The sequence below is a fragment of the Kribbella orskensis genome, assembly GCF_004342085.1.
Classification (GTDB): Bacteria; Actinomycetota; Actinomycetes; order Propionibacteriales; family Kribbellaceae; genus Kribbella; species Kribbella orskensis.
Window position 1 is genome coordinate 166,186 of sequence record NZ_SLWM01000004.1, and the last position, 13,825, is coordinate 180,010.

At 69.2% G+C, this 13,825-nt stretch carries 12 protein-coding genes; 5 read left to right on the forward strand and 7 right to left on the reverse strand.

From position 1 onward, the window contains the following. Nucleotides 1–108 precede the first annotated feature (108 nt). Together EV644_RS13065 and EV644_RS13070 are read right to left on the reverse strand one after the other, a co-directional pair. Complete coding sequence (locus EV644_RS13065; protein WP_132188508.1) at nt 109–735, reverse strand: response regulator; 627 nt, start codon at nt 733–735, stop codon at nt 109–111. After that, nucleotides 732–1,427, reverse strand: coding sequence for an ATP-binding protein (locus tag EV644_RS13070; RefSeq protein ID WP_132188509.1), 696 nt, complete (start codon nt 1,425–1,427; stop codon nt 732–734). Before EV644_RS13070 ends, EV644_RS13065 begins: the two co-directional genes overlap by 4 nt. 176 nt (nt 1,428–1,603) lie before the next feature. Here EV644_RS13070 and EV644_RS13075 point away from each other — a divergent pair, with 176 nt between their 5' ends. The 3 genes from EV644_RS13075 (at nt 1,604) to EV644_RS13085 (ending at nt 5,913) form a co-directional block, all read left to right on the forward strand. Further along, nucleotides 1,604–4,351: a helix-turn-helix transcriptional regulator gene (locus EV644_RS13075; RefSeq protein ID WP_132188510.1), complete on the forward strand. Its 2,748-nt coding sequence runs from the start codon at nt 1,604–1,606 to the stop codon at nt 4,349–4,351. A 166-nt stretch (nt 4,352–4,517) separates the two neighbouring features. Next, nucleotides 4,518–5,171, forward strand: a complete 654-nt coding sequence (locus EV644_RS13080; protein WP_158292813.1) for a BON domain-containing protein — start codon at nt 4,518–4,520, stop codon at nt 5,169–5,171. Nucleotides 5,172–5,376: 205 nt separating this feature from the next. Then, nucleotides 5,377–5,913, forward strand: a complete 537-nt coding sequence (locus EV644_RS13085; RefSeq protein WP_132188512.1) for a PRC-barrel domain-containing protein — start codon at nt 5,377–5,379, stop codon at nt 5,911–5,913. On the opposite strand, the gene EV644_RS13090 is transcribed toward EV644_RS13085, so the two are convergent. Continuing rightward, a complete protein-coding gene (locus EV644_RS13090) occupies nt 5,910–6,497 on the reverse strand; it encodes a helix-turn-helix domain-containing protein (protein WP_132188513.1) in 588 nt (195 codons plus the stop codon). The genes EV644_RS13085 and EV644_RS13090 overlap by 4 nt on opposite strands. 155 nt (nt 6,498–6,652) lie before the next feature. Here EV644_RS13090 and EV644_RS13095 point away from each other — a divergent pair, with 155 nt between their 5' ends. Next, nucleotides 6,653–6,916: a putative antibiotic biosynthesis monooxygenase gene (locus EV644_RS13095; RefSeq protein WP_241998125.1), complete on the forward strand. Its 264-nt coding sequence runs from the start codon at nt 6,653–6,655 to the stop codon at nt 6,914–6,916. Next, entirely contained in the window at nt 6,913–7,359 is a 447-nt protein-coding gene (locus EV644_RS13100) for a hypothetical protein (protein ID WP_132188514.1), read from the forward strand. Before EV644_RS13095 ends, EV644_RS13100 begins: the two co-directional genes overlap by 4 nt. A 196-nt stretch (nt 7,360–7,555) precedes the next feature. Here EV644_RS13100 and EV644_RS13105 read toward each other — a convergent pair whose 3' ends face one another. Genes EV644_RS13105 through EV644_RS13120 form a run of 4 tightly spaced genes read right to left on the reverse strand, consistent with a single transcriptional unit; the run spans nt 7,556 to nt 13,800 of the window. Next, on the reverse strand, nt 7,556–8,614 hold the full coding sequence (locus tag EV644_RS13105; protein WP_132188515.1) for an ABC transporter ATP-binding protein: 1,059 nt from the start codon (nt 8,612–8,614) through the stop codon (nt 7,556–7,558). Continuing rightward, nucleotides 8,611–10,212, reverse strand: coding sequence for an ABC transporter permease (locus EV644_RS13110; RefSeq protein WP_132188516.1), 1,602 nt, complete (start codon nt 10,210–10,212; stop codon nt 8,611–8,613). Before EV644_RS13110 ends, EV644_RS13105 begins: the two co-directional genes overlap by 4 nt. Next, nucleotides 10,196–11,221: an iron ABC transporter substrate-binding protein gene (locus EV644_RS13115; RefSeq protein ID WP_132188517.1), complete on the reverse strand. Its 1,026-nt coding sequence runs from the start codon at nt 11,219–11,221 to the stop codon at nt 10,196–10,198. Before EV644_RS13115 ends, EV644_RS13110 begins: the two co-directional genes overlap by 17 nt. A gap of 2 nt (nt 11,222–11,223) precedes the next feature. Beyond that, complete coding sequence (locus tag EV644_RS13120; RefSeq protein ID WP_132188518.1) at nt 11,224–13,800, reverse strand: AMP-binding protein; 2,577 nt, start codon at nt 13,798–13,800, stop codon at nt 11,224–11,226. Between the last annotated feature and the right edge of the window lie 25 nt (nt 13,801–13,825).

Below are 13,825 nucleotides of genomic sequence, written 5' to 3' on the forward strand. Positions count from 1 at the left end.
CGGATCCGATAGGATATTGGAGCCTTTACTTAACTCTGTCAAGATTTGAGCCCCACTCCTACTCACCCGCGTGAACGGACCAGGCGGAAGGCAAGTAGCGACCCCGCTTCAGCTCGCCCCGATCAGGCCGTTTGCGAGTGCGAACAGAACGAGTTCGGCTCTGGTCGCCAGGTCGAGCTTGCGCATGATGTGGGCTCGGTGGGTGTCCACCGTGCGGACCGAGATGTAGAGCTTCCTGCCGATCTCCTGATTCGTGTACCCGAGGGCGAGCAGGTCGAGGACGTCGCGCTCGCGGTCGGAGATCGGCTCGAGTGCCGGTACGCCGTCGGCGACCACCAACTGGGCGCCGAGATCGGGATCGACGTACCGCTCGCCGGCCGCGATGCGGTGAATCGCCTCGATCAACTGGGTGTCGGACGCTCGTTTGGGCACGTAGCCGTGGGCGCCGGCAGCCAGCGCCCGCCGTACCGACGTCGGCTGCGCCAGCGACGAGACGACGAGGATCCTTGTCGACGGAGCTTCCTTGAGGAGATCCGGAATGGCGTCGGTCCCGCTCCGCCGCGGCAGGACCAGGTCCAGCAGGATGACATCGGGTTGGAGTGCGCGTGCCCTTTGGATCGCCTGCGGGACAGTTCCCGCCTCGCCGACAGTCGTCAGGTCGGGCTCGCGGTCGAGTCGGGACCGCAGCGACGAACGGATCAGTCCGTGATCATCGACGACCAGGATGCGGATCATCCGCGGCGTCCGACGATGACCATGGCGCGGGCGCCTCCGACGGATCGGGGTTCGAGCTCGATGACGCCGTCGAATCGAGCGACCAACCGGCGGCACAAGGTGAGACCGATCCGCGTGCCGGCCGCGTAGCCCCTGCTCGAGGTCGGCCCTACCCCGTCGTCCTCGACGATGAGGATGCTGCGGTCGCTCTGCGTTCGGGACCAGACGTGGATACGGCGTGCACCGGCTGCCGCGGCGTTGGCCACGAGGTTCCTGAGAACGAGACGGAGGACGGCTGCTGGGATCGGCAGATCCTCGATCGGCCCGGTGATGACCTCCATGCGGAGCTTGCTGTCGGCGACCGCTTGCCGTACGCAGTCCACCGTCAGTGCGGACCCATGGCCGGTATCGGATTCGGCGTTCACCGCGTCCAGGTCGGCATGCACCACGTCCAGAATGGTGTCGACCAGCTCGACCGCATGGATCACACCCTGGCGCAGGTCGTCGCTGTGGAGGGCGCAGAGGAGCGACGACTTGACCTCGTGCGCAAGCAGGGCCGCATGATCCTCGAGCGCTTCGGTCTTGCGAGCAAGCCGGGCCGCGTGCTCCGCGAGACGCTCAGCGGTGGCGCACGGGCGCTGCGCCGTGGTGACGGCGACCGCTGGGACACTCCGCAAGGAGTAACGCCGATCGATAGACCTGGTCAGTTCCATACCGCTGACTTCCTCATCAGAGACTGTGCTGGCACGGTCAAGTCTCACGCTCTCACGCAGCCGGCGGCCCCGGGACAGCCACGGGGATCAACCCCGGGATCCTGCCCCGGGGGTGCGCGGCCGGTGCAATCCGCCAGGCACTTGCCGTTCAGGTGTGCTGGTCATCCACTAGGGGTGTGCCAACCGACAACACCGAGAACCGGTTGCGAGGGCGCCGACACGAGCGCGACGCGGTGGACCGCGTGCTGGATCGTGCGCGGGCGGGAAGCAGCTCCGTGCTGATCCTTCGCGGCGAGCCGGGGATCGGTAAGACGGCTCTGCTCGGGTACGCGGCGAGTCAGGCAGCGGGCTTCCGAGTTGTCCGAGCCGCAGGCGTCGAGTCCGAGATGGAGCTTCCGTTCGCCGGTGTGCATCAGGTGTGCGCCCCCATCCTCGGCCGGATCGACAGTATTCCGTCGCCGCAGCGGGACGCCCTGCGGATTGCCTTCGGCCTGCAGGAAGGACCTGCCCCGGATCGATTCATGGTGGGTCTGGCAGTGCTGACCCTGCTGGCCGAGGAGGCAGATGAGCAGCCGTTGCTGTGCATGGCCGACGACGCTCAGTGGCTGGACCAGTCTTCCCTTCAGGTTCTGTCGTTCGTGGCCCGCCGGTTGGTGGCCGAGCGGATCGCGATGCTGTTCGGCTCGCGCGCACCTGAGGAGGCGCACGAGTTGGCAGGATTGCCGGACCTGACGCTGCGAGGGCTGGCAGATCGCGACGCACGCGCACTCCTGGCCTCGGCCGTCCACGGTCCGCTCGACCCGCAGGTACGGGATCGGATCATTGCCGAGACGGGAGGCAACCCGCTCGCTCTGCTGCAACTGCCGCGTGACGTCGGACCGGCCGAGCTGGCGGGTGGCTTCTGGCTCCCCGGTGCTGGGCAACTGACGACCCGGATCGAGAACAGCTTTGTCCAGCAGTTCCGGCGACTTCCGCCCGAAACTCAGACGGTACTGCTGCTGGCTGCGGCGGAACCGACCGGCGATGCGGCGCTTCTGTCGCAGGCCGGCGCGCTGATGGGTGTCGACCCCGAGGCGTCCGCGCCGGCCGAGTCCGCGGGACTTGTGGAGTGTGGAGCCGTGATCCGGTTCGGGCATCCTTTGGTCCGATCCGCGGTTTATCAGGCGGCGTCCGCGGTGGATCGACGGGCGGCACACCAGGCGCTGGCCGAAGCCACCGATCCGGCGAGCGATCCTGACCGGCGTGCCTGGCATCGCGCCCATGCGACCGTAGGGCCCGACGAGACCGTCGCGGCTGAGCTCGAGCGCTCGGCCGGCCGTGCGCAGGCCCGCGGCGGGCTCGCTGCCGCGGCCGCCTTCCTCGAGCGCGCAGCGGCACTGACACCGGACTCCTGGCAGCGCACCGACAGGGCCTTGGCCGCGGCCGAGGCGAAGACTCGGTCGGGCGCGTTCGACGGGGCGCTGAAGTTGCTGGCACTGGCCGAAGCGAGACCTCTCGACGAGCTCAGGCGCGCTCGGATCGACCTGTTGTCCGCCCAGCTGGCGTTCGTCTCGAACCGGGGCAGCGAAGCTTCGCCACTCCTGGTCGCGGCGGCGAGGAGGCTGGAGCCGATAGACGTCGACCTTGCTCGCGCAACCTACCTGGATGCTCTCAACGCGGCGATTTTCGCCGGCAGCCGGGCACGTCCGGGCGGAAGTACGCGGGAGGTGGCTCGGGCCGCGCGCCGGGCGCTGGCCGCGTCACTTCCGTTGAGCGCCCGCGATCTCCTCCTCGATGGCCTGGCCACGAACTTCAGCGAGGGCTATTCAGCCGGCTTGCCCCGGATCCGGCGCGCCTTGACGGCCTTTGAACGGGACAACTCCACGGAGGCAGAGCATCGTTGGCTGTGGCTCGCCGGTATCGCTGCCAACCATGCGTGGGACGAACGGCGATGGGACATGTTTTCCGGCCGGCATGTACGGTTCACGCGAGACTCCGGCGCGCTGAGCGAGCTTCCCTTCGCCCTCAACCAACGCGCATATGTCGTCCTGTTCGCGGGCGACCTGATGGCCGCGTCCGCACTGGTCGAGGAGGCGCAGGCGGCGACCGAAGCGATGGGTGGCAGCCGCACGCAGTACGCCGCCCTGGCCCTGGCCGCGCTGCGCGGCGACGAAGCCGAGACCGCAGCCCTGGCTCGCGCCGCCAAGGAGGACTTCGTCCTGCGGGGCGAATCGATCGGGAACTTCATCGCCAAGTGGGCGACCGCGCTGCTCAACAATGGTCTGGGCAACTATCACGTCGCTCTGGCGGCGGCTGCGGATGCGTACGGATCGCCACCGGACGTGACCAAGGTGGCCTGGGGCCTGGTGGAGGGGATCGAGGCGGCCGCTCGCTCCGGGTCGCCCGACCTCGGTACGGACGCCCTCCGTCGGTTGACGGAGACAACCAGTGTGGCGGGCGGTGATTGGGCGCTTGGGATCGAGGCGCGGTCACGGGCGCTGCTGAGCGAGGGCGAGTCCGCTGACGAGTTGTACCGTGAGGCGATCACCCGGCTGACCGGCACCCGGATGCGGGTGGAACTGGCCCGGGCGTACCTGGTCCACGGTGAATGGCTACGTCGCGCGAACCGCCGCGTCGAAGCGCGAGAGCAGTTGCGCGTCGCCTACGAGATGCTGACCGAGATGGGGATGAACGGCTTCGCGGCACGCGCGCGCCGGGAGCTCGTTTCCACCGGCGAGGTGGTGCGCCGCAGAGCAGTGGACGACTTCGCGCAGCTCACCGCTCAGGAGACCCAGATCGCCAGGCTGGCGCGAGACGGGATGACGAACCAGGAGATCAGCACTCACCTGTTCATCAGCCCACGTACCGTCGAATGGCATCTGAGCAACGTCTTCACCAAGCTGGGCATCACCTCACGCAAGGATCTCCGTCCGATCCGGCCGTAGCCCCGGCCGGTGGTCCGGGGCGTCCACGCGTGCGCGACGTACCAGCGCCGGCCAGAGGCCTTTGTCGCGTACTTTCCGCAACCGGTCAGCGGCAACTCCGATGTGGCGGAGCGGCCCGGCACAGAGGATCGAAGTGTCCGATGAACCGATGCGAAGGAGGACACAAATGTCCTGGGACGACGATGTAATGGCCAATGTCAGTGACGAGCTCTTCTGGGATCCGAAGGTGGACAGCGCTGCGATCGCCGTGTCCGCGGACGATGGCACGGTGACGCTTCGTGGCACTGTCGGCAGTCTGCGGGAGAAGCGGGAGGCGCGGAAGGCGGCACAGCGAGTCTTCGGTGTGAACTCGGTCGACAACCAGTTGAAGGTGCGGTTGCTGGGTGGCCAAGGGCGCTCCGACTCCGAACTGCGCGGCTTCGTCCTGCAGGCGCTGATGCTGGACAGCCTCGTACCGGCGACGGTCGACGCCAAGGTGAAGGATGGTTTCGTCACGCTGACAGGAACGGTGAGCTGGCAGTTCCAGCGCGACGAGGCGGACCTCATCGCCTCGAGCGTCGCCGGCCTGCTCGACGTCTACAACGAGATCGAGATCGTCCCGCCGGCGCCGAACGCCGCGGACACGCAGGAGTCGATCAAGAAGGCGTTCAAGCGCAATGCCGCCCTGGATGCCGACGAGCTGCAGATCTCGACCCGCGACGGCGCCGTGACCGTCAAGGGAGCGGTCCGATCGTGGGCCGAGCACGATGAGGCGATCGCCGCGGCGTGGGCGGCGCCGGGGGTCACGTCCGTCAGTGACGAGCTGACGATCAAGTACTGACCAGCGAACCAGGCACGGGCGACGCCACGACGCCGCCCGTGCCTGGCGGCCGGCAACGCGCGCCAACTACGGCCCTACATCCGTTCTCGACCGGGTGGTATTCATGACCTCGATCTCAGGCTGTCCTGTTCCGCGTCGCTCGCTGCGGCGAGGACCGGCGTTCGACCAGCGGCTGCGGGCCCAGCCTGTCTCCACACTCGTGTCTTTGGCCGGTCTGACGGGACGCTCGGTCTATGACAGCAGGGGCAATCGCGTCGGGCGGGTACACGATCTGGTCGTTGCCTTAGGCAATGGTGGCGAGCACCCGTCGCTGCACGGCATCCTCGTCCGTGCGCGCCGCACAGTCGTCCTCATCCCCTACACCGCAATGGCGGGCATCAATCGGTGGGAGGTGTATCTCACCACCTCGGGTCTCCAGCCGCACCCGTTTCCGGGCCAGCACGGTTTGGTCGCGCTGGCCGGCGACCTGCTCGATCGCCAGATCCTCGACCCCGATGGGAGGATCGTGCGGGTGTCCGATCTTGTCCTGGCCTGCATGATCGACGAGATCCTCCTGGTGGGCGCCGACGTCAGCATCGGCACACTGCTCCGCCGCGCCGGCACTCCCTGGATGAGGCGGAGAGTCGCCGCCCACCGGGTCTACGACTGGGCTGCCGTGGACCTGATCCCGCAGCCCACTCCGGCCGACCGCACCATCCCTCTTCACCTCGCCGAAACAAGGCGCCATGGGGTTTCGATCTAGGTGCTTCGGACGCTCATTCGTTCGCCGGGGCGGCCGAAGATGCTGAGGATCTCAGCGGGCTCGTTGCCTGAGCTGCCGAACCAGTGCGGGACCTGGGTGTCGAATTCGGCGACCTGGCCGGGGCCGAGCACCCAGTCCTGGTCGCCGAGAACGAGGCGCAGGTGGCCGGACAGAACGTAGATCCATTCGTGGCCGTCGTGCGCCCGTGGCTGCGGGGTGACCTTGCTGGTCGGAATGACGATCTTCCAGGCCTGCGTGCCATCGGGCTGTCGGGTCAGCGGGATCACCGTTCTGCCCTTGACCAGACCAGGCTTGAGCCGGATGCGCGGATCGCCCTCCTCCGGCGCCGCGACGAGGTCGTCCAGCGGCACCCGATAGGCATGCGACAACGCCAGGAGCAGTTCCAGGGTGGGCCGCCGCCGGCCGTTCTCGAGCCGCGACAGCGTGCTCTTCGAGATATCAGTCGCCTTCGCAACATCCGCGAGGGTCATCCGGCGTTGTCTGCGGACTCGCTTGAGCCGGCCACCGACCCGGCCGAGCACTGCGGCGATCTCGGCCGCTGAGGCGTCTTCCACGGGACTCATCTGACGCCCATTTCCCACAAACAGCAACCTTCGTAGGTGAACGGCCCCGGCGCCTCCAGCCTTAGGGACATGAGCCAGTACGACGTGCGCATCCGCCGTCCGCGTCCTCGGCTTCTGCCCCCACTCAGCGCGCACGCCCACCCGAAGGAGTGACCGTGACCAGCCCAGCGTCCGACCCCACCCCGCGCGACGTTCCTGAACCGCCGACCAAGCACCAGCTGGCGCTGATGATCTGGCTGGCCGTCTTCCCGACCCTCACCGTCATCAACCTTGCCCTCGGGGACTGGCTCCGCACGCTGACACCGGTCGTGCGCACGTTCGTGCTCGCGACCGTCGCAGTACCGATCGTCATCTACGGGCTGATGCCACAGTTGCACCGACTCCGCCGACGCCTCTTGACCCGCATCGCGAACAGGTGAGCCGGGTGATACCCGCTGCCCGGATCGTAGACGCGACCGCTGTCGACGAAGAGCTGCCTACGCGCCGGCTGAACGTGCTGCGTTTCGGCTACGCGTTCATGGGGGTGGGACTGGCGATCGTCAAGTGGCCGCTCATCCAGAACGCCCATTCCCTCCCGGTGATGGAAGGGGTCGTCGCCTGCCTGCTGACGGCCATGTCGCTCCTGGCGTTCCTCGGCCTCAGATACCCCGTCCGGATGCTGCCGATCCTGCTGTTCGAGGTGACCTGGAAGGTCATCTGGATCGCCGCGGTCGCCATTCCCCACCTGGTCTCCGACGATCTGAACGCCGCAACGCGCGAAATGCTGTTCAACTGCTCCTTCGTCGTCGTCATCGTCGCCGTCATCCCTTGGCGATACACCTGGAGGCGCTACGTCCAAACGCCCGGAGACGCCTGGCGTTGACGATCGGGTACTAGACCCGCCGGCTGAGCACGTCCGCAAGGAGGTTCAGCGCTGCGACCACTCGATCGCGGTCCGCTCCGAGGTCGTCCCTCGAACCTTGCCGAAGTCGCCGCAGGCTTCGACGCCACATCGTCGCCTTCCTCCGCACCCACCTCATCCCGAGCGCCCACTGAGGCAGGTCATTCGTGGGGAGCCGTTAGCTGTCGGGCGAGGTATGCGGGTGCTTCTTCGGGAACGACCGGACCTGGGCTGGGACGGTGAGGTGGACGGTGTCGCCCGGCTGGGGTGCGTGGTGGCCCGGGACGCGGGCCACGAGTCGTGTCGTGGCGTCCGGCAGGCCGAGCCGGACCATCGCCTCCGGGCCGTGGTAGGCGACCGACATCACGCGCGCCGCCGGACCGGACGGATTGCCGAGGACGAGCTGCTCGGGCCGGATCATCACCAGGACCTCGCCGGTAGCCGGTTCGGCCAGGTCGAGAGTTCCCAGGACGCAATTGACCACGCGGCTGTCGGCTCGCCCTGCCAGCAGCATCGTGTCGCCGAGGACGCGACCGACCTCGGGCGTGGCGGGGGCGTCGTACACCTCGGCCGGGCTGCCGATCTGGGCGAGCCGGCCGTCGAGGATCACCGCCACCTGGTCGGCGAACGAAAGCGCCTCGGCCTGATCGTGGGTGACGAGCACGGTGGTCGCGCCGCGGGCGGTGAGAGCGTTCAGGGTGGCTTCGCGGGTGGCGGCACGCAGCGCTGTGTCCAGGGACGAGAACGGCTCGTCGAGCAGCACCACCGCGGGCTCGCGGGCCAGCGCCCGGGCCAGCGCGACCCGCTGTTGCTGGCCGCCGGACAACTCATCCGGCCGCCGCCGCGCCAGGCTGGGGGAGAGTCCGACGAGTTCCAGCAGCGGGCCGACCTGGTCCGCTCGGCGGCGTTCGACCCGGGGCAGCCCGAACAGGATGTTGCCGGTGACATCGAGATGCGGGAACAGCGCGCCATCCTGCCGGACGTAGCCGATCCCGCGCCGCTCCGGCGCCACCAGCACCTGCCCGCCGGTGAGGACCTTGCCGTCCACCTCGATCCGGCCCCGTGCCGGCCGGACGAATCCGGCCAGCGCTCGCAGCAGCGTGGTCTTGCCACTGCCGGACGGGCCGAGCACCGCTGTGGTGCCACCCGGCCGCACTTGCAGACTGACCTGGTCGAGCACCGGCGGACCGCCGTACCCGACGGTCAGACCGCTGATGGTGATGCCGGCGCTCTTCATCGCTGGTCCAGGATCTGCCGGCGCAGCAGCAGGGTGAGCGGGACGGACAGGGCGATCATCGCCGCGGCGTACGGCGCGCTCGCCACGTAGTCCAACTCGTCGCTCGCCGACCAGAACGCGGTCGCCAGCGTCTCGGTCCCGGTCGGAGCGAGCAGCAGAGTCGCGGTCAGTTCGGTCACCGTCGCGAGGAAGACCAGCACGAATCCACTCAGCGCGGAAGGCAGTACGAGCGGGAGCACCACGCGGGCAAAGGTACCCGGCCCGGACACCCCGAGCGAACGCGATGCCTCGCTCAGCTCGGTCGGCGCCGCGGCCAGACCCGACCGCCAGGCCACCATCGCCCGGGGCAGGAAGAGAATCGTGTACGCCGCGACTGCGAGCGCGGCTGTCTGGTACACCGGCCGGGCCCACTGCACAGCCAGAGACACCAGCGCCAGCCCGATCACCACACCGGGCAGGGCGCTCGCCACATAGGTCACTCGCTCCAGGCTGGCAGCGAGCCGGGACGGGTACCGGTGCAGCAGCCAGGCACCGGGCAGAGCGGCAAGTGTCGCGACCAGTCCCGCGAGTGCTGCCAGGCCGATGCTGGAGCCAGTTGCCGCGAGCAACGGTCCTGCCTCCACCGCGCCAGTGCGGATCGCCCGCACCAGCCAGCGCAGCACGATCACCGCGGGCACCATCACCGCGAGCCCGATCAGGGCGGCCAGCGCGCCGAGAGCCGGTATGGTCAACACGCCGAGGCGGTGTGCGACAGGCCGCTGCCGGGCTCCGGGACCAAGCCGGGCGATCCGGGCCCGGCCGCGCAGCGGTACCTCGAGAGCCAGCAGGCCGAGGCACAGCACCACGAGCACCGCTGCCAGTAGGCTGCCGGCCGCGTTGCTGAACCCGACCGCGAACTGCTGGAGGATCGCCGTCGTGAAGGTCGGGAACCGCATCATCTGCAGTACGCCGAACTCGGCGAGCAGGTGCAGCGCCACCAGCAACGCACCGCCGGCAACCGCCGGGCGCAACTGCGGCACCACCACGCGCAACACTGCGCCGGGCCCGGAGGCACCGAGTGAGCGGGCGGCGTCGAGGTGGCCTTGGTCGAGCGCCCGCAGCAGGGCGGCCGCCGGGAGGAAGACGAACGGGTAATAGGCCAGGGCAGTGACGAACACGGCGCCGCCGAGCCCTTGTATCGACGGCAGCACCGAGGTCCAGGCATAGCTGCTCACGAACGCGGGGATAGCGAGCGGGGTCAGCAGGAGGGTGCGCCAGACACCGGCCGCGGGCAGAGTCGTCCGCTCCACCAGCCAAGCGGCGCCACACCCGAGCACCACGGTCACGGGCACAGTGAGCAGGAGGAGAACCAGGGTGTTGCGCAGTAGCTCGGCAGTCCTGGGCCGGAACAGCAGCCTGGACGCCTCGGCGGCGCCGGCCGCCGTCGCCTGACCGAACACCACCAGCACCGGGGCCACCATCAGTACGGCGACCAGCAACGCGGCCACCACGACGAGCCACGGCGTCCGCGTGGACCGGCGAGACCGGACCACGGGCGGGGCCAGCGCCGGGCCGTCGTACCGAACGGCGGCGCCGGCGGGCTCAGAGAATTCCGGCATCGGTCATCAGGGTGGTGACCTTGTCGGAGTTCAGGGCGAACGGGTCGACGGGCGGCGCCTGCAGGGTGTTGAGCGGCGGCAGCGCGGACGCGGAGGGCACTCCGGTGCCGACCGCGTACTCCATCGACTGGGAGTCCACGAGCACCTTCTGGCCGGCCTTGCTGGTGATGTAGGCAAGGAACTTGCGCGCTTCCGCGGGTTTCTTCGACCCGGCCAGCACCGCACCACCCGACAGCGACACGAACGCACCCGGGTCCCGGTTGCGGAAGTAGTGCAACGCGGTGTTGCCGCTGCCCTCCTTGGTGCCGGCCTGATCGCGGTACCAGTAGTAGTGGTAGATGACGCCGCACGGGATCTCGCCGGCGTTGACCGACTTCATCGTGGCGATGTTGTTCTGCAGCGCCCGGGCGTTGGATTTCAGGCCGCTCAGCCACTCGGTCGTCTGCTGGTCGCCCTGAGCGGCGAGCATTCCGGCCACGATGGCCTGGAAGTCCGCACCGCCCGGCGCGCAGGCCCAGCGGTCCTTCCACTCCGGTCCGGCCAGATCCATCAGGGACTTCGGCAGGTCGGCCTCGGGAAGCTTGGACGGGTTGTAGACCAGCACCGTGGACCGGGCCGCGATCGAGGTCCAGGCCTTCGACGACGGGGTCAGGTTGGCCGGCACCTGGCGACGGGTCGCCTCCTCGAGCGGCGCGAGCAGCTTGTTCTGCTCGACCAGGGTCATCGCCGGGCTGTTCTCCGTGAGGAACACATCGGCGGGCGACTCGGACCCCTCAGCCACGATCTGGTGACCCATCGAGGCGTCGGAGCCCTTCCGGATCTGCACCTTGACACCGGTCGCGGCGGTGAACGCCTCGGCCCACGCCTTGGTGAGGTTCTCGTGCTGCGCGGAGTACACCTGGAGCGAGCCGGGGTCCGCGACATACCCGTGCTCGTCCTTCGACCCGCAGCCCACCAGGCTCATCGTGCCGAGGGCCCCGAGGCCGGTCAGGAATGTGCGTCGACGCATGGTCAAACCTCTCTCACAGAGTGCTTCGCCGTCCCGAGACGACGGATCAGGGCGCCACCGGTGGGACCCGGCAACGGCAACCGGCGCAGCGCATAAGTGCTGACCGCGCAGAACACGAGGCCGACGCCAAGGGCGGCGGCAAACTGGACACGCGGAGTGTCGACGAACGCGAACACCTGGAACTGCACCAGATAGACGTGCAACGAGGCAGCGGCCAGTACGCCGAGCGGCCGGACGAGCAGGCCCGGAACCGGCACTGTGGGCAGCAATGCCAGCAGCACCAGTCCGGCCAGGATGATCAGGTCGCGTTCCCACTCGGGGAAGAACCCGATCGTCGCGGCGGCAGCGACCGCGGCCGTCACTACCCGGCGGCGCCGGGTGTCCGCGACCGCCATCGCGATTCCGGCGACGAACAGCCAGGCCACCGTGCCCGGCAGGCCTCGCACCGGCCCGTCGACCAACGCGGGCACCAGATAACGCGGTACCAGCAGCACGGCCAGCGCAGCCATCGCCGTGCGCCACGGGTCTGCGGCGTACGCCGCCCGCACCCGCGGCACAGCCACCAGCGCGGTCGTGACTGCCGACAGCATCAGCAGGGCCTCCACGAACCAGAAGATGTTGATATCCCCCGGCCTCACGAGCCAATGCACCAGCGCCAGATTCGACCAATGGATCGATCTGAAGACGAACACCATCAGTGCGGCCACCACCACCGCCGGGACGGCGACGCCGATCGCGGCTCGGGCGGTACGCCGGACCCGATCGGTCGTCTCAGCGGCGGTGAGTACGTACCTCGCAAACAGGACTCCGGCGACCGCGAGCAGGATGTGCGCGCCGCCCGCCAGCCGGAACAGACCGACGTGACTGCCACAGATCGTCACCACGGCCACGCCACGCATCACCACGGTCGTCTCGACTCGGTGGATCAGGGCACGCCGTGCCGGCCGCCGCCGCGCGGCCAGTGCGACCAGGTCGCGGACCGGCCGGTGGTGCCAGTCGGGTGGCAGGTCGCCGAGCAGCCGGGTCAGTCCGAGGGACGCCGCGACGTGGTTGAACGAGTCGCCGCCGAGCTCGGCGAACGATCGGTCCGGGTCGATCGCGCGGCGGTTGACCAGCGGTGCGAGCACGCTCGTGATCGCGGCGAGCGAGTCGTCCGCGGTGATCGCGGCGTCCTTGTGGGCCGGATTCGTGCTGTGCAACGCGGCGCAACCTCGGCGGTCGGGTTTGCCGCTGGGCAGGACCGGCAGGTCGGCAACCTCCTGAACCGAGACCACAGACTCGCCTAGACCGGCGGCCGACGCCGCCTGCGCGCGGATCGCCCCAGACTCCCGGCCGCGACACTCGTAGGTGACCTGTAGCTGCCCGTCGGTACCGGTGACACAGCACGGAATACCGTCGCCGCGCAGCGAACGCTCGACCTGGCCGAGGTCGATCCGAATCCCCATGATCTTCACGTGGTCGGAGCGCCGCCCGACGATCCGGACCACGCCATCGGCGTTGATCCGGGCCAGATCACCGGTGCGCAGTTCGGAATGCATCCGGCCCAGCGCTAGGTCGTCGGGGTGTTCGGCGTACCCGAGCATCACGCCGGGACCGGTGAACACGAGTTCGCCGACCGGGCCGTCGGCGGGATCAGCGCCGGCGGGCTGCTCGATGCCTGCCGGGTCCAGCCGGAACGCCGAACCCGCGATCGGCCAGCCCACCGCGTCCGGGTACCGGCCCGCCAGTTCCGGTGGCAGCACCGCCATCCGCGCGGTGGCCTCGGTCTGGCCGTACATCACCGCCAGTCCCCAGCCGTCCGCGCGGCCGCGCGTGGCCAGCTCGCGGACCCGTGCGGGCGGCAGCCCGCCGCCCGCCTGGGCAAGCAGCCGCAACGAAGGCAAGTTGTCCAGCACTCCCTGCACGTCGAGCAGGTCGACGACGTGTGGTGTGGCGGGCAGCAGAGTGACCTGGTTGCTGCGCAGCTCGTCAGCGAAGGCGCGGTCCGTCACCGACCCATGCCACAGCACCGCGGTAGCACCGGCCCGGAGCTGAGAGTGCAGCACCGACAGGCCGAAGCAGTAGTGCAGCGGCAATGAGGTGATCGCCCGGTCGGCGGGCGTGATCGACAGCGCGGCCGCGATCGCGTCCGCGTTGCTGACCAGATTGGAGTGGCTCAGCCGTACCAGCTTGGGCGACCCGGTGCTGCCGGAGGTGCTCAGCAGCAGAGCGAGATCCGGGTGCAGCTCATACCGCGGACCGGTGCGGTCGTTCAGCGCCCCGCCGGTTGCCGCGGCGAAGGTGCCGTCTTCGCGGAGCCACATGTCCGGCGGGTAGGCGGCCGTGATCGACGCGTGCTCGGGCGGAGTGACCAGCGCGACGTGCCCAGCCTTCAGTACGGCGAGGTAGCCGAGCACCAGGTCCCGCTCGGCGGCGAGTGGAATGTGCACCAGCCGGCGTCCTGTGCGCACCTCGGGAAGCCCGGCAGCGAGCCCGTCGACCAGTTCGGCCAACGCTCCGTAGCTCAGTGGGCCGGCCGGGTCGACGAGGGCAGGATGGTCTGTATCGGCCGTGTCGGACACCGGGACAGCACCAGGCATCGGCCGTAAGCTCGGCGGGAACACG